Genomic DNA, 22,811 nt, shown 5'->3' with positions numbered 1-22,811 from the left:
GGAGGAAGGAAGCCGAAGCCGCTCGCATCATTTCAAGGGACCGTGCATCCCACTCACGCCCGCGGTCTGGCCCGGCACATCCAGCAGGCGTACAACCCGCGGCAGGCTGCGGATCTGCGCAGGCAATGCGGAGGCCGTCACTGACGAGCAGTGCAACTGGCCTACCAACTGCACCACATCGCGCCGTGAGGTCACCTGCAGCGCACAGGCAAATACCCGACCTTCATGCAGCAGGTACAACGTATCCAGCTTCACTGGAGCGTCCAGGACGAAACCACCCTGCTCATCGAGGTTGGGCACCAGTGCATTGAGAACCACGGCCCCCCCCAGGGCGTTGCCCTGCGTATCCAGCGCGCGCCCGACATAGGTAAATGTGGCCTGCGACTGCACCTGCTTCAGCACCAGCTTGCCCGGTGACAGGAAATAGTTGGCAGCACCACCACCGGCGGCCACGCTGACACTGGCCGAGGCATGGTTGGACACCGCGTCGCTGACCTCGGCAAAACTGCGTCGGTACCCTTCCATCGGCACCAGCGCACTCTGGCCGAAGCCGAGCTTGAACGGCTGCACCGCATCGGCGCTCACCTGCGCGGCCAACTCTTCGAGGGCGTCATCGTTGTCTGCCACCTTCACCGCGATCGCACCGGCAGGCGTGCCACCGCCACTGTCCGCGCCCCAGTAGAAGCCGGAAGCTCCAATCGCAAAGGCTGATGCATAGTTGCCGGCGAGATTCGTGTTCTGGCCGTCGCCACCCCGGCGGTACGCACTGTACAGCGTTGCATCCAGATCGCCATAGCGGCTGTCCACGCGGCCGCTGACGCTCCCGGAGTAACCGTCGTCGCGATAGCCGCTGAAACCCGCGCCGAGTTCGCGGTAGCTGCCGTTCTGCCAGATGCGCCGGTAGGACGCCGAGTAGCTCATCTCGGTCTCGTTGTCGCGTGAGGTGCGCACGTCGGCCTGGGCGGACGTGAAGCTGGAGCGCCCATCCGGGGTCGGCGGCTGCGATGCATGGGAAATGGTGATGCCTGCATACACACCGGTGTCGCGCAGGCTGAGGTTGCCCTCGTTCTGGTTGCGGTAGGCGCCAAGCCGGGCACCGATGTTCGCGCCCCGCACGGTGAAACTGCGGCTGAGCCCGAGCTGCAGCGCGCGGGTCACCGAAGGGCGCAACCGGCTGCTGCCAGGCAGCATCGGAACCGGCGGAGCGAAAGGATTCAGTACCGGTTGCTCGAACAGCGGCCGGCTGCGGGCGCTGTTGTAGTTATAGCCGGCCAGCACCGACCACTTGCCCAGCATGAAGGAGACGGAGGCATTGATCGAGTCGTAGCAACCAACGTCGCCGGGGAACGCATTGGCTTCCCCGCAGACTTGCCCGCGCATGCTGTAGCGGTACAGGTTCCAGGAGATGCCGTTGTTGAAGCTGATCAGCTGCGAGTCACCGCGCGACCCGTCGTTGCTCGCCAGGTAGGACAGCGTGGCCGACAGCACACCGGCGGTGAAGGCATGCTGCCACTCCAGCTTGGTTTCGCCGTACAGCTTGCCCCCAAGCGCTGCAGCCCCCGCCGTCAGGTAGACATTCGCGCCCACGCCCCGGCGCGCACCGGCCTGCACCGCACTGCGGCGGTTCCAGTCATCGCCCGGGCCCCGGCTCCAGTCATCCATCACCACCTGGCCGCCCTGTACGAACCACTGCAGTTCGCCATTGCCAAGCACGCTGCCGGTCTTGGAGAAGGGCGTCGTCTCCTCACGGGCCAGCACGCCGTTCTCGTAGATCCGCAAGGTCAGTGGGTAACTTCCGTTCGGAAAGCTCTCGCTGTGGACGGTCTGCACCCCGGCTGAGAAGTACTGACTGCCCAGCAGCTCGTTGCCGCGCAGGACATCCACGCGCGCATCGCGGCTCAGCAGCAGCGTTACCGGCGTGGCGTTGCCGCTGTCGTCCAGGCGGTAGTAGGCCTGTGTACTGCCGAAGCGCACGCCGTCGAAGCGTGGCAGCGGCAGCATCGAGAAGCCGAAGTTGCCGCCCAGCGGGCTGGACAGATCACGTTGATCCATGCGTCCGGCCTGTGCGTAGTGCATCTGCCCGAGATCCTGTCGGTAGTACAAATTGTCGAAACGAAAGGCGCTCTGGCTTTCCTCGCGATTCGCGGCACGCGCGTACGACCATTGCGCTGCGGCAAATCCACTGCGACCGATGCCCAATGCACCCGTGCCCTGCACGGCAACATTGCGGTACTCATCGCCCAACGAGAAGTTGATGTACTGCCGATGCACCAGCGCGTTCACGGCCTCGCGGTTTACCTGCTCGAAGCGCTGCGTCGGCACATCCAGCCGGGCCACCCAGTCACGGGCCAGGAACAGCTGCACCGCGCCGCGGCTTTCGTCATAGATGATGGCCGCCCGGTCGGTATCCACGTGGCCGCAGCCTTCCGCCACGATTCCGCCGCAGGCCAGGTTGCCATTGCGCGGCAGCTTTACCGCAAGCGCCTCCACCATCGCGTCCTTCAGGACCGGCAGGTCGGCCGCCGGCGCCGCCTCCAGAATTGCAGCGGCCAGCACATCCGGCTCTTCAAAGCGCACACTGTCCAGGCTCACCGTTGCGGCGTGCGCACCCAGACTGCGGCCGTACAACACCACTTCCACCTGCTCCAACTGCCCTTCCAGAAGCGCCTCGAAGCCCGGCGGCACCATCGGGGCACCACCGGCCAATGGCGCGGCCAGTGCGGCGCCTGGCAGACCCAGCACTGAGATCAGTGCCAATGTCAGCCGGTTGGGTCGAAGCAGGGAGTTCACTGGAATGTCGCCTCATCTTGAATGGGGCGCGGGCTGTCGCCCGCGCCCCGTTTACAGCAGTGCGGCCCAGCCGCTCCATCGATCCCGCTATCAGGTGCCCTGGGTCACCACCAGGCTGACCACGCCCGAGTAGCTGCTGGCATCCAGCGCGCCCGGGGTGGTCTGGCGGATCGTCAGCGGCATCGCCTGCGAGCTGGCAGCGCCGGCGGCGACGTTGGCCGGGAAGATGTCCTTCGCGGCCAGAGTGGTATCGGTGGTGGTCAGGTCCTTCAGGTTGTAGGACACGCTCAGCGGCACCGACTTGGCGGCCGTGTTGGTGGTCGGTGCCAGCACCGGGCTGTTCACCAGACGCAGCAGCACGGCCTTCTTGACGTCATTGGTGAAGATCTTGGTCATGATGGTGACCGGCTGCAGGCCACCCAGCGGGGTCGTCGGGGTGGCGCTTGCTGCCGCACCCGGGATGTAGTTCATGCGGACGACCTGCGGCAGCGCGCTGCCGTCGGCCTGCAGCATTTCGATGTTCGGATCGACGTCGGCAACGACGGTGATGTCCTTCTGGGCGGCGAAAGCCGAGGTCGAGGCCAGCAGCGCGGCGGTCAGGCCGGCAATCTTGAGCAGCTTCATGTGTTGATTCCTTGGATTGGATTGGATTACCGGCAGTGACCGGTGTGGATGCGCGGGTTGCCCCGCTCAAGCGATCAGCGCACCGCAGCCAGATCCTTGCTCTGGATATCGGGAGTGCTGTCCACCTGATACTTGACGCGCAGAAGCGACCCGGAGGGCGTCCCTGGCACTTCCAGGTCCATGCCTGGGTAGATGTTCTTTTCCAGCGTCTGCCACTGGCAGCTGGCATCGTCGCTGCCGGTGCAACGGCCAACCTTCAACAGGCCGAGGCGGATGTTGCCGGCGTTGTGCAGCCGCGATGGGCCACTGCGTTCAAGCGCCACCTGCGGGTCGGCTGGCACCATGCGCACCAGCACGCCCCAGATCAGATTCACGCTGAGTTTGGTCTTGGCGGCGCTCTGCGTGCCCTCAGCCTCTGCCTCACCACTGGGCAGTGGCACCTGCTCGAAGTACACCCGATAGACCTCTTCGCTCTTCGGCGCGGCCATGCCAACGATACGCACGGCGCGGCTGCCGCCCGCAGGCAGGGCGAACTTCGGCGGTGATACCACCAGGCCGATGCCCTCCCAGTTGTTGACCTCTTCTTCATGCTCCTGTGCCGTTCCCGGCTGCAGCACACGCTTCACCGAAACCTTGACGAACTGGGTCTCTTCCGACTTGGAGTACACCTGGATGGTCGAGGCGGCCTCGCCCTGCGCGCCGATATCGACCGACATCGGATAGACCGACATGTTGGCACTGGCCGAGCCCGCAGCGAGCAGCGTCGCACACACCAACAGTCCCCTGAACACTGCTCCCGCACACGCCATGACTGCCCCCGATCTCTCGTATTCGATGCAACTTGGGGACAAACCGTAGCCAGCAGAAATGCGACGCGCATCAAGGTTTGTGTTGCAAGTTGTTGCAGGTGTGACAGGCCGGGCCCTTCACCCGCATGAAGAGCGCACATTCGGATCCGGGCAGAACCGCATGGTTACAGGGAATCCGGCAGGTCCTTTCCGACAAACATTCGATTGAAATTTGTTGCAGCACGGCAAACTTTTTCTTCGTGACGACGATCACGATTCGCTCGTCGAGTGCGTCACGGGCACACCGCTGCGCGGATTGCTGCTGGCGTCACACCCACCGTAACCACCTGAAACATTTGGCCCGGCCCGCGCAATGTCTGGGCAACACCTTCGAATCAGAGTGACGCCGCAGCAATGGCGACGACAATGTGGATAGCGGATGGGACGCGAACGGATTCTGCTGATGGATGGTCCTTACGGTGGCCAGGACGTGCTGGCCTCCCGACAGCAGATTCGCGATGGCCTCTACATCACCCGTGAAGCCATATACATCGCGATCGGATGTACCGGCCAGAGTGCTTGGCCCCTGTACCGGATGTTGCCGACCTGCATCGCGTTGAACCTGCGCGAAGGCGCAGATACGCGCACCAGCTCCAGCAAGGGGGCGCGCCATGCTCACGGAGAAGAACCATGCCCAAGACCCTCGCACACCACTATATGCACGCTGTCGTCCATCGATACCTGATGGCCGTCAATTCAGCCGATCTGGAGACCGTTGTCAGCCTGTTCTCTGGTCAGGCCTTTCTGGAAGACCCGGTGGAGTCGCCGCCGATCGGCGGTCAAGAAGCGATCCGAAGCTTCTACGCGTCGCCACCCCCGATGAAGCTGCGCCTGCATCTGCAGAGGCCTATCCGTGCGGTGGCCGACGAAGCGGTTTTCGCCATTTCCGGTAGTTACGAACGCTCGGGCATGCACACCCAGATCTATCCCATCAAACACTTTGTGTTCGATCAGCCATGCCTGCGCTTGTTTCCGATCGCTCCCATGCGATGACCGGCGTGGGCTCTCATCCGCTGTGGTTTCAGTGACGCCCCGGATAGCGGCGTTCTCGGCCTTGCACTTTCTGTTTAAAAGTGAATAAAAATGTACGGAACCAACATAAACTATCTGTGCATGGGATACGCAGCCCGCGATCTGGTATCCGCATGCGCGATGGTGATGATCAACAACTACGGTGCATTGCGCGCGGTGTGGGGCGAGTCCGCGACCTCTGCTGCGGACCGCGCCATCGAGCACGTTGTTTCCAGCCTCGGTGGCGAGTTCCGCGGCCTGGGCGACGGCCACTTCCTGGTATGGTCCGGTGCGCAGGTCGAGGGCCAACGCTCGCGCTGGCTGGAGCAGCTTGAATTCCAGCTGGGGCTGCAGACCTGCCGGCACGGTGACACCGCGTTCGTGCTCTGCGTTTCCATGGGGACGGTGCTGGGCACGTTGGAAACCGCACTGCAGAAGGGCCGTGCCGCGCCGATGCTGCATGACCTGTCCAGATCACTGCAGCCACCGATTGCCGGTGCCCACGCGATCGCCTCTTTCCAGAACGGCATGGCAGCAGCGATGCACTTCGTACACATGCTGCGCGAAGGCAATCTTGTGCTGCAACAGGAGCCCGTGGTCAACCGAGCCGATCGCGCTCGTGGCCTGTTCAACGAGTGTCTCCTGCGCTGGGAGGTCGCCGGGCAACTGGTCAGTGCAGGCTCGGCGATCGGAATGTTCGAGAAGATAGGGTTTGTGAAGGTGGTCGACCGCCTGGTGATTGCAGAAGCGATCAGCCATCTTACGCGCGACCTCGATGCTCGCTTGTCGTGCAATGTTTCGGCGCTCAGCCTAGTACCCGATCTGGGCTGGCTATCGATCTTCGACCGTCTGCGCTCGATGCCCGGCGTCGCAAGCCGGCTCACCCTGGAAGTCACCGAGACTGCGCAGGTGCAGAATCCGGAGTACGCGCTCGAACTGCTGCGAGGCTTGTCCTCACTCGGCTGCCGTATCGCCATCGACGACTTTGGTGACGGCTTCGTACGCATGGCGTTCTGCCGCGTCCTTCAGCCGTCGGTGATCAAGCTGTCCGCAACATCGCTGCGCGTCGCTGCCTCAGGTCCAACCGGGCAGGAGCTGTATGGGCATCTGGCGGGCCTGGCACGCGGAATGGCTCCGCACGTGGTCGCCGAAGGCGTTGAGTCCGAAGATGACATCGCGCTGGTTACACGCGCCGGATTGACGTGGATACAGGGCAATCTGCTGCACGCCCGCCGTGACGAACGTGCCGCCGCGACCCTGCGTATTGACGCACGCGTCCCGGGCGAGTTCGTTGACAGTCCTGTCACACCTGGAGTCGCGCAGTACGCGTAGAGCGACACAGACAGGATGGGGAGACTACATCGGCGATGGTTGGAAAGCGCCCATCCCGGAACTCCGAATCCAGATCCCGACAGCTCCCTTCCCAACGCATCAGCACGATGAGATCGGCAAGCTGGTTGCGGATGGTCTTGACGGCACCCCGGCATTTCGCAGCTGGGAGGCAGCGAACCATGCCAGGAACGTGCAGAAAAAAGGAGGAGCCCCACGCATGGGACTCCTCCTCTGTTTATATCTACTCTTTTTACTAAGTGTGTCTTAGAACGGAATATCGTCGTCAGCGAAGTCATCCATCGGCGGCGCCGACTGCTGCGGCTGCGGACGCTGGTTGCCACCCTGGTTGCCGTAGCCACCACCCTGGTTGCCGCCCTGGTTGCCATAGCCACCCTGACCGCCCTGACCGCCACGCTGGCCGCCACCGCCACCGTACTCCTGGCGCGGAGCCTGCTGACGCTGCGGGCGATCGCCGCCGTAGTTGCCGCCACCACCGCCGCCGCCGCCACCTTCACCGCGGCCGCCCAGCATCTGCATTTCATCGGCGATGATATCGGTGGAGTACTTCTCCACGCCGTCCTGGCCGGTGTACTTGTCGTAACGCAGGCTGCCTTCGACGTAGACCGAGCTGCCCTTGCGCAGGTACTCGCCGGCGATCTCGCCGAGCTTGCCGAAGAACACCACGCGGTGCCATTCGGTGCGTTCCTGCTGGTTGCCATCCTTGTCCTTGCGGACGCTGGTGGTGGCCAGGCTGATGCGGGTGATCGCCATGCCGCCCTGGGTGTACTTCACGTCCGGGTCGTTGCCAAGATTGCCGACCAGGATGACTTTGTTGATGCCGCGCGCCATAGGTACCTTCGTCCGTTGTCCAGGGGCAGACCGCCAGTGATAGCACAGCCCCGGGCGGGGTGCAGTACGCTTGGCCGCCCCTGTTGAAATTTGGGGGAATGCAAGAACGAGGCATCTTACCATTGCCGCCGCCATCCGCCCGGTCAGGAGACCCCTGCCGCGTCGAGGGATTGGACCGATTTCCTTGTCCGGCAATGACTTATCCGCGCCAAGGCAGACGCGCGGAGGGGCATTCCCGTCGGCCCATGGCATCATGCCCGGGCACCTTCCACTCTGCGCCCCGTCTGCCCGCCCATGACCATCAAAGGCAAAGCCACCTCCCTGGACATCGCCCACCTGGCCGGGGTCTCCCAGCCCACGGTGTCGCGGGCCCTGCGCGGCAGCCCGATGGTCAACGCCGAGACCCGCGAGCGCATCCTGCGCATCGCCCGCGAGCTGAACTACAAGGTCGACAAGAATGCCTCCAGCCTGCGCCTGCGCAATGCCGGCACCCTGGCCCTGCTGTTCTTCGAAGACCCCACCAACGACGACTCGCTGATCAACCCCTTCTTCCATTCGATGCTGGGCTCGATCACCCGCGCCTGTGCCTTGCACGGGCAGGACCTGCTGGTCTCGTTCCAGCAGCTGTCCACCGACTGGCAGGCTGACTACGAGGACAGCAACAAGGCCGACGGCATCATCCTGCTCGGCTACGGCGACTACCACGAATCGCGCGACCGCCTGCAGCGGCTGGTCGAACAGGGCACGCACTTCGTGCGCTGGGGTGCCGCCCTGCCCGGCCAGCCCGGCGTATCGATCGGCAGCGACAACTTCCAGGGCGGGCATGACATCACCACCCACCTGCTGCAGCAGGGCTGCCGCCGCATCGCCTTCCTTGGCCATGCGTCCAGCCACTACCCCGAATTCCAGGAACGCTACCGCGGCCACGTCGCAGCCCTGCAGGAACACGGTCTGGCTGCCGAACCGGCACTGCAGCACGATGCGATCACCACCGAGGCGTCGGGTCAGGAGGCCTGCCAGGCGCTGCTGGCGCGCGGCGAGCCGATCGATGCGATCTGCGCGGCCAGCGACCTGATCGCCATCGGCGCGATCCGCGCCCTGCGCGACGCCGGCCTGCGGGTGCCGCAGGACGTGGCGGTGACCGGCTTCGACGACATCCCGCTGGCGGCCTCGGTGTCCCCCGCGCTGACCACCGTGCAGCAGGACACCAAGCAGGCCGGCCAGCTGCTGGTGGAGCGCCTGCTGGCACTGATCGGCCGGCAGCCGGTGGACAGCCAGAGCATCCCGGTGAAGCTGGTGGTGCGCGAATCGTCGCTGCGCGGGTAGGCGCCGCCACACTGTTGCTGCCCACAACGGGCGACGGCAGGGTTCTCCCCCCATGACCAACGGCGGATGCGGACAGGCGCCGAAGCGCGGATAACGCGCAGTGATCACCCACGGAAAGGTGTACGTCGCATGCTGAAGATCGATTCGCTGTCCAAGACGTACGCCAACGGCGTGCATGCCCTCAACAACGTCACCCTGGACATCCCGCGCGGCATGTTCGGCCTGCTCGGGCCCAACGGCGCGGGGAAATCCTCGTTGATGCGCACGCTGTCCACCCTGCAGGAAGCCGACAGCGGCTCGGCCACCCTCAGCATCCCCGGCGAAGCACCGATCGACGTGCTGCGCGACAAGGATGCGGTGCGCCGCCGCTTGGGCTACCTGCCGCAGGACTTCGGCGTGTACCCGAAAGTCAGCGCGCTGGACCTGCTGGAACATTTCGCAGTGCTCAAGGGCCTGACCCGCCGCGCCCAGCGCCGCGAGGTGGTCGATGGCCTGCTGCAGCAGGTGAACCTGTGGGACGCGCGCAAGCGCAAGCTCGGCACCTTCTCCGGTGGCATGCGCCAGCGCTTCGGCATCGCCCAGGCACTGCTGGGCGACCCGAAGCTGGTGATCGTCGATGAACCCACCGCTGGCCTCGATCCGGAGGAGCGCAACCGCTTCCTCAACCTGCTGGCCGCCATCGGCGAGAACGTGGCGGTGATCCTGTCCACCCACATCGTCGAGGACGTGACCGACCTGTGCCCGACGATGGCGATCATGAACAAGGGTCAGGTGCTGCTGACCGGTCGCCCCACCGAGGCCATCGACGCGCTGCAGCAGCAGGTCTGGCGCAAGCAGGTGGAGCCCTCGGAACTGGCCGACCACGAGGCGCGCTACGTGGTGCTGTCGACCCGCCTGGTCGGTGGCCGCCCGGTGATCCATGTGCACAGCGCCAACGACCCCGGTGATGGCTTCACTGCCGTGGCTCCCGATCTCGAGGACGTGTACTTCCAGCGCCTGCGCCTGCAGGCCCGTGCCCGCGCAGCAGCCTGAGCGGAGCACACCATGATCCTCAACTTCTTCCGCTTCGAGCTGCGCGAGCAGCTGCGTTCCCCGCTGCTGTGGCTGCTAGCCGGGCTGTTTGCCGTGCTCGCCTTCGCCGCCGCCTCCAGCGACGCCGTGCAGATCGGTGGTGGCAGCGGCAACGTGCACAGCAATGCGCCGACGGTGATCGCTCAGATGCTGGGCATCTTCACCCTGCTCGGCATGCTGGTCACCGCGCTGTTCGTCAGCAACGCACTGCTGCGTGACTTCGAACTGGGCACTGCCGAACTGATCTTTGCCAGCCCGGTGAAGCGCCGCGACTACCTGGCCGGACGCATCGCCGCCGCGCTGGTGGCCGGCCTGCTGGTCTACGTGTTGATCGCGTTCGGCCTGTGGCTGGCCCCGTTCATGCCCTGGGTCGATCCCGAACGCATGGGCCCGATCAGCTGGCAGGGCTACGCCTGGACGTTCGCGGTCATCGTCATTCCGAACCTGTTGTTCACCACCGCGCTGCTGTCGCTGCTGGCGGCGCTGACCCGCTCGATCCTGTGGGTCTACATCGGGCTGGTGGCCTACCTGGTGCTGTACGGTGCCAGCGCGGCCCTGCTGCGCGACATCGACAACACCTGGATCGCGACGCTGAGCGAGCCGCTGGGCATGCGTGCGCTTGGCCGCACCATCCGCTACTGGTCCACCGCCGAACGCAACAGCGGGATTCCCGCACTGACCGGATACCTGCTGGCCAATCGTGCGCTGTGGCTGGGCATGGCAGCGGTGCTGTTTGCCGCCACTTTCGCCCTGTTTCGTACCGAACGCAGTGGCAGCGGCCGCCGTCGTTGGGGACGCACATTCGCGTCGCCCACCGTCGAGGCCGCGGCGGTTCGCCCGGCGCGCACCGCGCTGCCGCGCGTGGCGCCGGCATTCACCGCGACCACGGCGTGGCAGCAGTTCCTGCGCCAGGTCCGCTTCGATACGCGTGGCGTGCTGCGCAGCGTGCCGTTCATCGTGCTGCTGGTACTGGGCCTGGCCAACTTCCTGCCCAGCGCGCTGTTCCGGCAGACGCTGTACGGCACCTCGATCTGGCCGGTCACCTCGCAGATGATCATGGGCCTGCAGGGCGCCTTCAGCTGGTTGCTTGTCATCATCGTGCTGTTCTTCGCCGGTGAACTGGTCTGGAAGGAACGCAGCGCGCGTATCAATGAAGTGACCGACGCCATGCCGGTGCCGAACTGGGTCCCGCTGCTGGCCAAGTTCATCGCACTGCTGGCGGTGATCGCCTGCTTCCAGGCCGCCGGCGCACTGGCCGCGATGGGCGTGCAGCTGGCCAAGGGCTACACGCATCTGGAGCCGCTGCTGTACCTGCGCAGCCTGGCGCTGGATTCGGTGGTGTACGTGCTGATGGGCGGCATGGCACTGGTGCTGCAGGTGCTGACCAACAACAAATTCGTCGGCTACGCGCTGCTGATCGTGGTGATGATCGGCCAGGGCGTGCTGGGCCTGCTGGACTACACGCAGAATCTGTACAACTTCGGCAGCTGGCCGATCGCTCCGTACTCGGACATGAACGGCTATGGCCACTTCCTCCGCGGCCAGCTGGCGTTCCAGGGTTACTGGGCGCTGTTCCTGCTGGCATTGATGTGCCTGGCGTCCGCCTTCTGGGTGCGCGGCGTCAGCCAGGGCCTGCGCCAGCGACTGGCCCTGGCCGGCCGTCGCCTGCGCGGCCCCACCGGCGCGTTCGCCGCACTGGCGACGTTGGCCTTCATCGGCGTGGGCGGCTGGCTGTACTGGAGTACCAACATCCGCAACGAGTTCATCTCGCCCGACCAGCAGCTGGACCTGCAGGCCCGCTACGAACGCGAGCTGTCCCGCTACCGCAACCTGCCGCAACCGCGCATTGTGGCGGTCGACAACCGCGTGGACCTGTTCCCGGAAACGCAATCGATGGTGATCGACGCGAACTGGACGATCCGCAACCTGCACCCCCAGCCCATCCAGGAACTGCATGTATCGATGGGCGACGACAAGCAGCTGGTGGCGGCCGATCTCGGCGGACAGCGGTTGGCGTTCCACGACAAGGATCTTGGCTACCGCATCTACCGGCTGGACACGCCGCTGCAACCGGGTGAAACCCGCAGCGTCCATTTCCGGGTGGTGCAGAAGCCCAATGGCATCACCGCGGGCCAGGCCCCGAGCAACATCGTGGACAACGGCACGTTCTTCAACAGTCGCGTGCTGCCTTCGTTCGGCTACAACGAGGGCGCCGAGATCCGCGACCGCAACGAGCGCCGCAAGCTCAACCTGGGCGAGCCACGGCGCATGCCGAAACTCGAAGACGAGGCAGCACGTGCCAATACCTACATCGCCCAGGATGCCGACTGGCTCGATTTCCGCAGTACTGTCTGCACCGCTCCGGATCAGGTGGCGCTGGCCCCGGGCTACCTGCAGCACGCGACCACGGTGAACGGCCGGCGCTGCTTCAGCTATGCCATGGACCGGCCGATGCTGAACTTCTACGCCTACCTGTCAGCACGCTGGGAGGTACGCAAAGCCAAGTACAAGGACATCCCGATCGAGGTCTACTTCGATCCAGCGCACGGCTACAACGTGGACCGGATGATCGAAGCGGTGCAGAAATCGCTGGCCTATTACGAAGCGAACTTCACACCGTACCAGCATCGCCAGGTGCGCATCATCGAGTTCCCCGGCTATGCGCGCTTCGCGCAGTCGTTCGCCAACACCATTCCCTACTCCGAGGCCATCGGCTTCATCGCCGACCTGCGTGATCCGGACAAGGTGGACTACGTGTTCTACGTGACCGCACACGAGATCGCACACCAGTGGTGGGCGCACCAGGTGATCGGCGCCAACGTGCAGGGCGCCACGGTGCTGTCCGAATCGCTGTCGCAGTACTCGGCACTGATGGTGATGGAGCAGGAATACGGCCGCCAGCACATGCGGCAGTTCCTCAAGCGCGAGTTGGATGGCTACCTGTCCGGCCGCGGTGGCGAGGCCATCGAGGAGCAGCCGCTGGAGCGGGTGGAGAACCAGCAGTACATCCACTACCAGAAGGGTTCGCTGGTCTTCTACCGGTTGCGCGAAGAGATCGGCGAGCAGGCACTGAACCGCGCGTTGAAGCGCTTCCTGCAGGACAAGGGTTACCAGCAACCGCCCTACACCACCTCGCGCGAACTGCTGGCCTACATCCGCGCTGAGACCCCGGCTGATCGCCAGCAGCTGGTCACCGACCTGTTCGAGAAGATCAGTTTCTACGACAACCGCGTGATGGCCGCCAGCGCCCGCAAGCGCGATGACGGCCGCTACGACGTGACCCTGGATCTGCACGCCGCCAAGCAGTACGCCGACGGCAAGGGCCAGGAAACCGATGGCACGATGGATGACTGGATCGAGATCGGCGTGTTCGCCAACGGGCCGTCGGGCAAGGAGCGCGACCAGAAGGTGCTGTACCTGCAGCGCCACCACATCACCAGCGCCGAACCTAAAATCACGGTGACAGTGGACGGGAAGCCGGATGAAGCCGGCTTCGATCCGTACAACAAACTGATCGACCGGGTGAGCAGTGACAACCGGCGCAAGGTGACGATGTGATGTGAGCGGGGGTGCCGGCCTTCGGGTCGGCACCGTTTGCGGAAGCATCCACGCATGGCGTGGATCTACGGGGATGCGTCCACGCATGGCTTGTATCTGCCCGGACGATGCGATGGCGGAAGTAGATCCACGCCATGCGTGGATGCAGTACCGCCCGGTTGATACCCTCGGCTACGCTGCGGGGCTCTGCGAACCGGCCTTCGGCCCCAGCAATGCCAGCAGCACATAGACCACGATCGAAGCGACTGTTCCCAGCGCCGCCGGCAACCCGAACGCCCAGGCCGAACGCCCCTGCAGTTTTGCCCAAGCGCCCAGATGCCAGGCCGCCCCCAGGTTGATCAGCCAGGCGATGACGAACACCGGCCACTGCACGAAACCGACCGCGCGCAGCAATGGCATGGCGATGAGTGCCGCCACGATGGCCGCGATCAGGAAGACCAGGGCGAGGCGGGAATGGCGTACCGACGTGGAGGTCATGCGCCCAGCTCCCGTACCATCACCAGCACTCGATAGCCGCGGCTGTCGGCTTCCTGCAGGGGCCTCCAGCCCAAACGCGCGTAAAGGCCCCCATCCAGGGCTTCGGTCTGCAGATACAGATGCGAGACGCCCATCCGTACCGCCCGCCCCGCAGCCTGTTCGACCAATCCGCTGGCCAGCCCGCGGCCACGATGACTGTCGGCCACGAACACGCTGCCCAGCCAGTGCTCGTATTGCGGGAACGCCTGCATCTCCCGGCGCTTGAGTTGAACCGCGCCTGCCACCTGGCCGCCATCGAGTGCTGCAATCAAGTGCGGGAAGCCCTCCGCATCCTGCGGCTGGTTCAGCCGCTGCAGTTCCTGCTCCAGCGACACGCCGGCATCCCGGCCCCATTGCGCGTTGTACCACTGTGCCAGCTGCAGCCTCTCCGGCGCGTCTGTGGGTAGCACCCTGAATTCCATGGCGAAGCCTCGATCCCTATGTCGTGCAAGGGGATCACGTACGGCCGCCAATTGGAAGCAAACGAGCGGCGACTTGGTGCTACAGAACGCTCAGCCCTGCGCGAAGTCCTTCAGGATTTCGCCCACACCGCTGGGCGAGATCTCAAAGCCAAGCGTGGTGCCCGGGTTGATCACCACACCGTAGCCGCCCGGCACGCGGCGCAGCACATCCAGCATCAGCCAACGGATCTGGTGCGGCGCCTGCTGGCTGTAGATGCCCACCCGCGACGGGTCGGTGAACACGGCCACGTGCAGGGTGCCCTGCTTGTCGAACAGCAGCGGGTCGAAGCCGCTGCCGTCGGGGGTGACCAGGCTGCCGGTCAGCAGCACCACTTCGGAAGCGACGAAGGCCTCCATGAAGGCGCGGATCGGCACTGCACCATCCATTGCCGCCTTCAGCAGGGTTTCAATCGGGGTCTGCGGGGCGAGGTCGGTCATGGCGATACGGCGAGGCGTGAGGGGGTGTCCATTGTAGAGTCGAGCTTGCTCGACTGCTCGAAGAGCGTGCCAACCAAGGTTGGCACCTACCAGAGCGGTAGCGCCAACCCAGGTTGGCACCCACCAGAGCGGTAGCGCCGACCCCACCCGGCCATCACCGCCGCAGACGCTGGTCCCGTGCCCGCTGGTCGGCCATCGCCCTGTCCAGCTCGGCCTGCAGTGCCGGCTGCTGTACGGCGTCGTCCAGAACGTAGACCTTCACCCCGTGCGCGGGCACTTCGGCCTTCAGGGAGGCATCCACCTGCAACGAACCGCCGTCCAGTGCATCGCGCCAGCGGCCCGCCTGCACGTAACGCGCCACGGTGAAGGTCTTCGCTCTGTCGCCCTTGTTCAGTAGCACCAGTGCGGTCTGTGCCTGGTCCCCGTGCTGCAGCACGCGCAGGAACACCGCCTCGTCGCCCTGCAGGCGCTCGTTCACCTGCAGACCGCGCTGCAGGGCCGGGGTGGCCTCGCGCAGCCTGGCGATGCGCTGCAGCGGCGCGAAGATCGGGCTCCGTGGCGCGTCGTCCACGCGCTGCTGTCCAAAGTACGCGCGGTTGCCGGCATGCTCGGCACGGCCACGCATGAAGCCGGTTTCCGAACCGTAATAGAGCACCGGAATGCCACGTGCGGTGAACAGCCAGTTGTGTGCATCGATGAAGCCAGTGTCGCTGGCCTGCAGGCGCGGCATGTCGTGGTTGTCGTAGAAGCTCATCAGCTCGTACGGGTTGGCGTACGGGCCACCGCTCAGGTGCAGCGGCTCGGCCAGGGTCTCAAAGCCCTGGCCGGCCGTGCCGAAGGTCTGTTCCAGCGCGCCGCGCAACGGGAAGTCGAGCACGCTCACGTTGGCGTTGGCCGGCCAGGTGTGTTCGGCGATGCGCGCGGCATCGTAGTCGAACGCCTCGCCGAACATGAACATGCCCGGGTGCTCGGCACGGATGCGTTTGACGAAGGCATGCCACCACGGATGCGGCAGCCAGCCGATGGTATCGATGCGAAGCGCATCCACGCCCTGCCCGGTCCACTGCAGGTAAGCGCCCACCAGGTAATCCATCACCGCCGGATTGTCCTGGTTGAAGTCCGACAGCTCGGCCAGGTTGCCGTCGAAGATCGAGCCGTCCTTGCTGTCGACCGGCCCGATGGTGTTGTAGAACGCGTGCAGCGGATTGTGCTTCGGGTCCAGCTTCTGCGGTGGCAGGTTCTGGTGGTTGGCAATCAGTTTCCCCTCCTTGTCGAAGATCTGGCCGAACTGTGGCTGCCGCACCGGCATGGTCCAGGCCGGCGAACCATGGTTGCCGACGATGTCCAGCACCACCTTCAGGCCGGCACCGTGCAGGCCCTTGGTCAACCCGGCAAAGTCCAGGTCCTTGCTTGGCAGGTGTTCGTCAAGTTTGTAGAAGTTGATGCCCCAGTAGCCGTGGTAGCCGGTCTTGCCACGGTCGGTCAGGGTGCTGGTGCAGCTGATCGGCTTGCTGCCGGTGAACGCTTCATCCGGGTTGTCGACAATGGGCGTGATCCACACCGCACCGAAACCGAGGTTGCGGATGTAGTCGGCGTTGTCGAGCACGCCGCGGAAGTCACCGCCGAGATAGCCGATGTTGCCATCCACCTTGTCCGGGCACGGTACCGGAATGTCGAAGGTGCGATGCTTGCCGCCCTGGTCGCGGTGATCGTTGGATGGATCGCCGTTGACGAAGCGGTCGGTGACCACGAAGTACACCGCATCGCTGGCGAACGGTTCGGTGGTGCCGATGTAGTCCGGGCGCGGCGCGGCTGCCGCGTGGCCGGCCAGCACTACCAGGGAAACAGCAACAGACAGGGGACCACGCATCACACCACCTCCGGACGGGACGGGACCCGCAGCACGCACAGGCCGGCGACGAACAGGCTGCAGCCGCCCAGCACCAGCACATGCATCGGCTGGCCGCCCAGCCACGCACGCAGGGCAAAGCCCAGCGCACTGGCCGCGACCAGCTGCGGGATCACGATGAAGAAATTGAAGATGCCCATGTACACGCCCATCTTCGATGCCGGCACGCTGTCGGACAGCAGCGCATAGGGCAGCGACAGAATGGACGCCCAGGCGAAGCCGATGCCTACCATCGACAGCAGCAGCCAGTGCGGATCGCGGATGAACATCAACGAGACCAGGCCGGCGCCGCCCAGCCACAGGTTGACCAGATGGCTCCAGCGCAGGCCGATCGCACGCACCATCGGTGGAATCAGCACCGCGGCCAGCGCAGCGAAGCCGTTGTAGGCACCGAACAGTACGCCCACCCAGTTGGCACCCTCGTTGTAGGCCGCCGTCTTCGGGTCGGCCGAACCGAAGTGCGCCCCTGCCACCGCGGCGGTGGTGTAGATCCACATCGCAAACAACGCAAACCATGAGAAGAACTGCACCCACGCCAGCCGGCGCATGGTCACCGGCATCGCGCGCAGGTCGCCGACGATGGCGGCCAGCATATGCGTGGCCGGCAACGCGCGCGCAGCCGCCAGCAGCAGGCCGTAGCCGGCACACAGGCCCGCCAGCACGTACAGCATCTTGTCGCCCTGCCGCCACGCGATCAGCAGCGCCAGCAGCACTCCCAGTCCCAGCCATGCCACCACCTGCATCCACGGTGCCGGGCCGCTGATCACGGCCCCGGCATGGTGCGCCGGTGGCTCGGCGTCATCGAAACCGGCCAGCTCCAGCGGCGAATATTCGCGGGTACTGACCACCGTCCAGGTGATTGCCGCCAGCAGCACTACCGCACCGAAGTAGAACGCATAGCGCACGGTGTCCGGCACTTCACCGGCGGCCGCGGTGTTGGCTACACCGAAGTGGGCCAGGATGAAGGGCAGGAAGCTGGCGACGATGGCGCCCACGCCGATGAAGAAGCTCTGCATGGCATAGCCGGTCGGGCGCTGGCGCGGTGCCAGCTGGTCGCCGACGAAGGCGCGGAACGGCTCCATCGACACGTTGATCGAAGCGTCCAGCACCCACAGCGTGCCGGCCGCGATCCACAGCGTCGGCGAGTTCGGCATCACCAGCAGGGCCAGCGTGGTCAGCACCGCACCGATCATGAAGTACGGACGACGGCGACCCCAGCGCGTCCAGGTGCGGTCGGACAGGTAACCGATCACCGGCTGCACCAGCAGACCGGTCAGCGGCGCGGCGATCCACAGACCCGGCACCGCTTCGATGTCCGCGCCCAGTGTCTCGAAGATGCGGCTGGCGTTGGCGTTCTGCAGGGCGAATCCGAACTGGATGCCGAGGAAGCCGAAACACATGTTCCAGATCTGCCAGAACGACAGCTGCGGTTTGGCCGTGCGATTCATCGTGCGCCCTCTGCCACCGCCACGGGTGCCACAGCCAGCGCCTGCACCTGGGCCTGGTTGAGCACGCCCTCACGCCCGCCCTTGCCCCCGGTGTAGTGCGCGAAGTGCTGCAGCGCGCTCATGTTGAAGCCCTCTTCAAGCGTGACCGTGCACCGGCCCTTGGGCACCGCGAACGTCGCCGCCGTGGAGTCCTGCACGGCCACGCTGTGCGGCATCGCAACCGTGTGCCGTTGTAGTGGCTGGCCCGCGCACTGCAGTGCCAGCTGCTTCACCGCAGCGGTGACGCCGGTATTGATCGGCCCGTTCGGATTGCGGTACTGCAGGCGCAGGCGCACCTGCCCGGCAGTGGCCGAGGTGAACTGCCAGCGCTGCGCACCCTTCAGCAGCTGCTGCGGGCCGACGCAGACCATCGGGCTGTGCAGTGATTCCAGCGCACCCTCGCGGCGGGTCAGGCTGAGGCAATGCTGCAGGCCGTCATCGCCGATGCGTGCCAGGCCATTGCTGGCGGTGAGCGCCCGGCCGTCCTGCCACAGCACTTGGCCGGCAGCGACCACGACATTCCAGCCCCTGCCCTTGCGTTGCACCTGCGGTGCGGCCGGCGTGGCCGGTGCGCGCGCATTGGCGTCGGCCGTCGTCGTTTCGCTGCGTGGCGCCGTTGTGGCGGGGACCAGCTGCACGGTGGTGGTGGCACCACGCGTCTTCACCTTGCCCGCCACCAGCAACCCATCACCCAGCTGCTTCGGGCGTTCCAGCACGTAGCGTCGGCCCGCGACGTCCAGGCGGATGCTGCGCTGGCTACCGAACAGTTCGGGCACCAGCACCGCAGGCAACTTGGGCTGCACACGGCCATCGTCCTGCACGCCGAACACACCCTCGATCACCATCGACAGATAGCCGGCCACCGACCACAACTGCCGTTCGGAGTTGACCACCGGGCCGCTGAGCGCGCCTTCATCGACATGCACGGCCTGGCTGACCAGCTCGTAGTTCTCCATGTTGGAACCGGCCAGCGCGGCACCCCGCATCAGCGAACGGATTTCGGCAGCGATGCGTGGCGCATCATCCAGCTGCCGCGCCGCGCGCAGCGAGTAGGCACTGACGAACGGCCAGATCGCGCGGTTGTGGTAGATCGGTTGCTGCGCCTCCTGCGGCCAGACCACCGGGCTGCCGGCCGGCCCCATCGGATAGGCGGCCAGTGCGCGGCGTGCACGCTCGGGCGGCAGCACCTCGGCGAGGATGCCCAGCGACAGGCCGAGCAGATCGACCTTGGCATACGGCACGGGGTGCGCAGCTTCGCCGATGTAGCTCATGTACTGGCCGAGGTCCTCGCGCCAGAAGCGCGCGTCGATCTGCTGCGCCAGCGCATCGGCCCACGCCTTGTACTGGGCCGCGCGGGCATCGCCATGCTGGCCGGCCAAACGCTCGGCCAGCCGCAGCGCCTGGTAGTGCAGCACGTTGGTGGACAGCGCATACGAATCAGCGATGAAACGCACGTCCTCGCGGGTCCACTCCGGGTAGGTCTGCTCGCGCCAGTCCAGGAACGAGGTCTCACCGCGGTACAGGCCCATCTGCGTGTCGAACACCATTGCACGGTCCTGTGCCAGCGTGCCCTGCAACGCCTGCCAGACCTGCTCGGCGAACGCACGATCATCCAGCAGGTGGCGCGCGGCCAGGAACCACACAACACGGTCGCTGCTGATCGGCCAGCTGCCGCCGGAACCGGTGTCCTGCGCGACGAACAGGCCCGGCGTATGGCCATCGCGGGCCGCCGACAGCTTGAACTGCAACGACTGCCGGGTGCGCCGCGGGTCCAGCCGCGCCAACGCCAGATCGGCGGCGAAGCTGACATCGCGGGTCCACACATAGGGCCAGCGCGCGCCGGTCTGGAAGCACTCGCACGGAACCGGCCGGCCTTCATCGAAGGCGGGATCACGGATCGCGTCCACGCGGTCCTGGTCCATCTCCTGCTGGGCCAGCGCGAACAACGCATCGCACATCACGCTGCCGGTCTGGCTGCGCATAGGCATCGGCGCGATGCGCACCTCGCCGCGCCTTTCCGGTGCGTGCGCATGCAGCACGAAGCTGCCCTTGGCAGCGGCTTCGGCACGCGCATGGCGACCGTCGAATTGCAGGTCGGCCGCCTGCGCGGTCGATCCCAGCGCTGCCCCAAGGGCAGCGGTCAGGCAAATGATCTTCAGCATCGAAGCGGCGGACCGGCTTGCGCCCGTCGGCCTCCCTCCCTCTCTGCACGCGTTGTAGGTCCGCACCGTCGTTGCCGGCGGGCGGGCGCGGCCCCTCCCTCAAGGTGCCTTGGCCCCATGGTAGACGCGGGGCCGTCGGCTGCGCCCCGCTGCATACGTATTCATGGCGCTGCGCGGTAGCGCACCTGCTGCGCTGGCTTATGGTCCGGGTCTGCCAACGGCGCCTTGGGAGGGGAAATGCCGATGTCATCCACCGTTGTACGCAGCGTGCTCGCGTACATGTTCGGCCTGGCGTTGCTGGGAATGGCGGCGCTGTCGCAGGCCGCGCCGCAGGTTGTCAGTGTCGAATCGCCAGGCAAGGTGCTCACGGTCAGCCTGGTGCTGGAAGGGGGCACCGCGCGCTACCGCGTCGAGCGCTTCGGCGAGGCGGTGGTGGAGGATTCAAAACTCGGCTTCGCGCTGCGCGACGGCCGTCTGGATCGCGATTTCGCATTGATTGGCCAGCAGCGGCGCAGTGTCGATGACAGCTGGGAACAGCCCTGGGGCGAGCGTCGGGTCACCCGCAACCACTTCAACGAGCTGACCGTGCAACTGGCCGAGACCACCGGCAGCCGGCGCCGGCTGGACGTGGTGTTCCGGGTCTACGACGACGGTCTTGGCTTCCGCTATGTGTTCCCGGAACAGCCGAGCCTGCGCGAGGCGATCATCGATGACGAGCTGACCGAGTTCGCCATCGCGCAGGACTCCACCGCCTGGTGGATTCCCGCAGGCGAGCCGATCCACTACGAGTATCTGTACCAGCGCACGCCACTGCGCGAAGTACCGCTGGTGCATACGCCGATGACCCTGCGCAGCCGCGATGGCCTGCACGTGGCCATCCACGAGGCCGCACTGGTGGACTACGCCGGCATGTGGCTGCGCCGCACCGACGGCCAGCGCCTGCGCGCGCAGCTTTCGCCCTCGGCCGAAGGCTGGAAGGTACGCCGCGCCCTGCCCTTCGCCACGCCGTGGCGCACGCTGCAGATCGCCGACCGGGCCGGTGGGCTGGTCGAATCGGACCTGATCCTCAACCTCAACGAGCCCAATGCACTGGGCGACGTGAGCTGGGTGAAGCCGGCCAAGTACCTCGGCGTGTGGTGGTCGATGCATCTGGACAACGAAAGCTGGGCGACCGGACCGAAGCATGCGGCCACCACCGCCAAGACCCGCAAGGTGATCGACTTCGCCGCTGCACACGGTTTCCGTGGCGTGCTGGTGGAAGGCTGGAATCCGGGCTGGGACGGCAACTGGGTCGGCAACGGCTACGACTTCGACTTCACCCGTGCCACGCCCGATTTCGATATCGAGGCGCTGTCTGCCTATGGCCTGAAAAAAGGTGTGCACCTGATCGGTCACCACGAAACCGGCTGTGCCATCGAACACTACGAGGAACAGCTGGGCGCCGCGCTGGACCTGTACGCGCGGCTGGGTGTGGACCAGTTCAAGACCGGATACGTCTGTGACGACGGCCAGGTCGACCGACGCAACCCTGCCGGCGGTCTGCTGTGGCGCGAGTGGCACGACGGGCAGTTCATGGCCCGCCACCACCTGAAGGTGGTGCAGGAGGCCGCACGTCGGCACCTGTCGGTCAATCCGCACGAACCGATCAAGGACACCGGCCTGCGCCGCACCTACCCCAACTGGATCTCGCGCGAAGGTGCCCGTGGCATGGAGTACAACGCCTGGGGCCAGCCACCGAATCCTCCCGAGCACGAGGTCAACCTGGTGTTCACCCGCATGCTGGCCGGGCCGATGGACTACACGCCGGGCATCGTCAGCCTGAAGGGCCGCCACGGCCAGGCCATTCCCAGCACCCTGGCGCGCCAGCTGGCGCTGTACGTGGTGCTGTACAGCCCGATCCAGATGGCTGCCGACCTTCCCGAGCACTACCTGCAACACCGCGAAGCGTTCCGCTTCATCGAGGATGTGGCGGTGGACTGGGAACAGAGCCGCGTGCTCGATGGCGAAGTGGGCGACTACGTGACCATCGTGCGCCGCGACCGCAACAGCCGCGACTGGTTCCTTGGCAGCATCACCGACGAGCACGGTCGCGTGCTGCCGGTGTCGCTGAGCTTCCTGGAGCCTGGCGTGCGCTATCGCGCCGAGATCTACCGCGATGGCGATGGCGCGGATTTCCGCAGCAACCCGTTCGCGTTCGCCCGCGAAACACGCGAAGTGACCAGCGCCGATGCCCTGACGCTGGTGCTGGCGCCGGGCGGCGGACAAGCCATCCGCTTCACGCCGCTTTGAACGCCCCGGTAGTGGCGGGCGCGGGGGGGGGGCCCCCCCCGCGGGGGGGGGGGGGCCCCCCCCCCCCCCCGCCCCGGGTGGGGGAAGGGGGAGAAAACCCCCCCGCGCCCCAGAAGAAAGAATATAGGTGGGTTGAGCGC

At 65.8% G+C, this 22,811-nt stretch carries 16 protein-coding genes; 6 read left to right on the top strand and 10 right to left on the bottom strand.

The window, feature by feature from the left end; all coding sequences use genetic code 11:
- Positions 1-27 precede the first annotated feature (27 nt).
- The 3 genes from ABH900_RS08010 to ABH900_RS08000 all read right to left on the bottom strand — a co-directional run bounded on the left by ABH900_RS08010 (position 28) and on the right by ABH900_RS08000 (position 4,187).
- Complete coding sequence (locus ABH900_RS08010; RefSeq protein ID WP_429622363.1) at positions 28-2,790, bottom strand: TcfC E-set like domain-containing protein; 2,763 nt, start codon at positions 2,788-2,790, stop codon at positions 28-30.
- Positions 2,791-2,880: 90 nt separating this feature from the next.
- Positions 2,881-3,414, bottom strand: coding sequence for a CS1 type fimbrial major subunit (locus tag ABH900_RS08005; RefSeq protein WP_429622362.1), 534 nt, complete (start codon positions 3,412-3,414; stop codon positions 2,881-2,883).
- 74 nt (positions 3,415-3,488) lie between these two features.
- Entirely contained in the window at positions 3,489-4,187 is a 699-nt protein-coding gene (locus ABH900_RS08000) for a fimbria/pilus periplasmic chaperone (RefSeq protein ID WP_429622361.1), read from the bottom strand.
- A 705-nt stretch (positions 4,188-4,892) separates the two neighbouring features.
- On the opposite strand from ABH900_RS08000, the gene ABH900_RS07995 reads away from it, so the two are divergent.
- Both ABH900_RS07995 and ABH900_RS07990 read left to right on the top strand, forming a co-directional pair.
- The gene (locus ABH900_RS07995; protein ID WP_429622360.1) at positions 4,893-5,255 is read left to right on the top strand and encodes a nuclear transport factor 2 family protein; all 363 of its coding nucleotides are present in this window, start codon (positions 4,893-4,895) and stop codon (positions 5,253-5,255) included.
- Between the two features lie 90 nt (positions 5,256-5,345).
- Entirely contained in the window at positions 5,346-6,605 is a 1,260-nt protein-coding gene (locus ABH900_RS07990; protein WP_429622359.1) for an EAL domain-containing protein, read from the top strand.
- 264 nt (positions 6,606-6,869) lie between these two features.
- Here ABH900_RS07990 and ABH900_RS07985 read toward each other — a convergent pair whose 3' ends face one another.
- The gene (locus tag ABH900_RS07985; RefSeq protein WP_429622358.1) at positions 6,870-7,454 is read right to left on the bottom strand and encodes a single-stranded DNA-binding protein; all 585 of its coding nucleotides are present in this window, start codon (positions 7,452-7,454) and stop codon (positions 6,870-6,872) included.
- A 294-nt stretch (positions 7,455-7,748) separates the two neighbouring features.
- Here ABH900_RS07985 and ABH900_RS07980 point away from each other — a divergent pair, with 294 nt between their 5' ends.
- The 3 genes from ABH900_RS07980 to ABH900_RS07970 all read left to right on the top strand — a co-directional run bounded on the left by ABH900_RS07980 (position 7,749) and on the right by ABH900_RS07970 (position 13,409).
- Positions 7,749-8,780, top strand: coding sequence for a LacI family DNA-binding transcriptional regulator (locus ABH900_RS07980; protein ID WP_429622357.1), 1,032 nt, complete (start codon positions 7,749-7,751; stop codon positions 8,778-8,780).
- A 129-nt stretch (positions 8,781-8,909) separates the two neighbouring features.
- On the top strand, positions 8,910-9,812 hold the full coding sequence (locus ABH900_RS07975) for an ABC transporter ATP-binding protein (RefSeq protein ID WP_429622355.1): 903 nt from the start codon (positions 8,910-8,912) through the stop codon (positions 9,810-9,812).
- Between the two features lie 12 nt (positions 9,813-9,824).
- Entirely contained in the window at positions 9,825-13,409 is a 3,585-nt protein-coding gene (locus ABH900_RS07970; protein ID WP_429622354.1) for an ABC transporter permease/M1 family aminopeptidase, read from the top strand.
- Positions 13,410-13,580: 171 nt separating this feature from the next.
- Here ABH900_RS07970 and ABH900_RS07965 read toward each other — a convergent pair whose 3' ends face one another.
- From ABH900_RS07965 to ABH900_RS07940, 6 genes are all read right to left on the bottom strand, one after another.
- Positions 13,581-13,886: a hypothetical protein gene (locus ABH900_RS07965; RefSeq protein WP_429622353.1), complete on the bottom strand. Its 306-nt coding sequence runs from the start codon at positions 13,884-13,886 to the stop codon at positions 13,581-13,583.
- A complete protein-coding gene (locus ABH900_RS07960; protein WP_429622352.1) occupies positions 13,883-14,347 on the bottom strand; it encodes a GNAT family N-acetyltransferase in 465 nt (154 codons plus the stop codon). Before ABH900_RS07960 ends, ABH900_RS07965 begins: the two co-directional genes overlap by 4 nt.
- Before the next feature lie 90 nt (positions 14,348-14,437).
- Entirely contained in the window at positions 14,438-14,824 is a 387-nt protein-coding gene (locus ABH900_RS07955; protein ID WP_053508355.1) for an SseB family protein, read from the bottom strand.
- A gap of 154 nt (positions 14,825-14,978) precedes the next feature.
- Complete coding sequence (locus ABH900_RS07950; protein ID WP_429622351.1) at positions 14,979-16,694, bottom strand: alpha-amylase family glycosyl hydrolase; 1,716 nt, start codon at positions 16,692-16,694, stop codon at positions 14,979-14,981.
- Positions 16,694-18,181, bottom strand: coding sequence for an MFS transporter (locus ABH900_RS07945; RefSeq protein ID WP_429622350.1), 1,488 nt, complete (start codon positions 18,179-18,181; stop codon positions 16,694-16,696). Before ABH900_RS07945 ends, ABH900_RS07950 begins: the two co-directional genes overlap by 1 nt.
- Positions 18,178-20,382, bottom strand: coding sequence for a Six-hairpin glycosidase-like protein (locus tag ABH900_RS07940; protein ID WP_429622349.1), 2,205 nt, complete (start codon positions 20,380-20,382; stop codon positions 18,178-18,180). The genes ABH900_RS07945 and ABH900_RS07940 overlap by 4 nt, the downstream gene beginning before the upstream one ends.
- A 237-nt stretch (positions 20,383-20,619) precedes the next feature.
- On the opposite strand from ABH900_RS07940, the gene ABH900_RS07935 reads away from it, so the two are divergent.
- Positions 20,620-22,671, top strand: a complete 2,052-nt coding sequence (locus ABH900_RS07935; RefSeq protein WP_429622348.1) for a glycoside hydrolase family 97 protein — start codon at positions 20,620-20,622, stop codon at positions 22,669-22,671.
- The last annotated feature ends 140 nt before the right edge of the window (positions 22,672-22,811 follow it).

Source organism: Stenotrophomonas sp. AN71 (assembly GCF_050435725.1).
Taxonomy (GTDB): Bacteria; Pseudomonadota; Gammaproteobacteria; order Xanthomonadales; family Xanthomonadaceae; genus Stenotrophomonas.
This window is presented reverse-complemented; position numbering and strand designations above follow the sequence as displayed.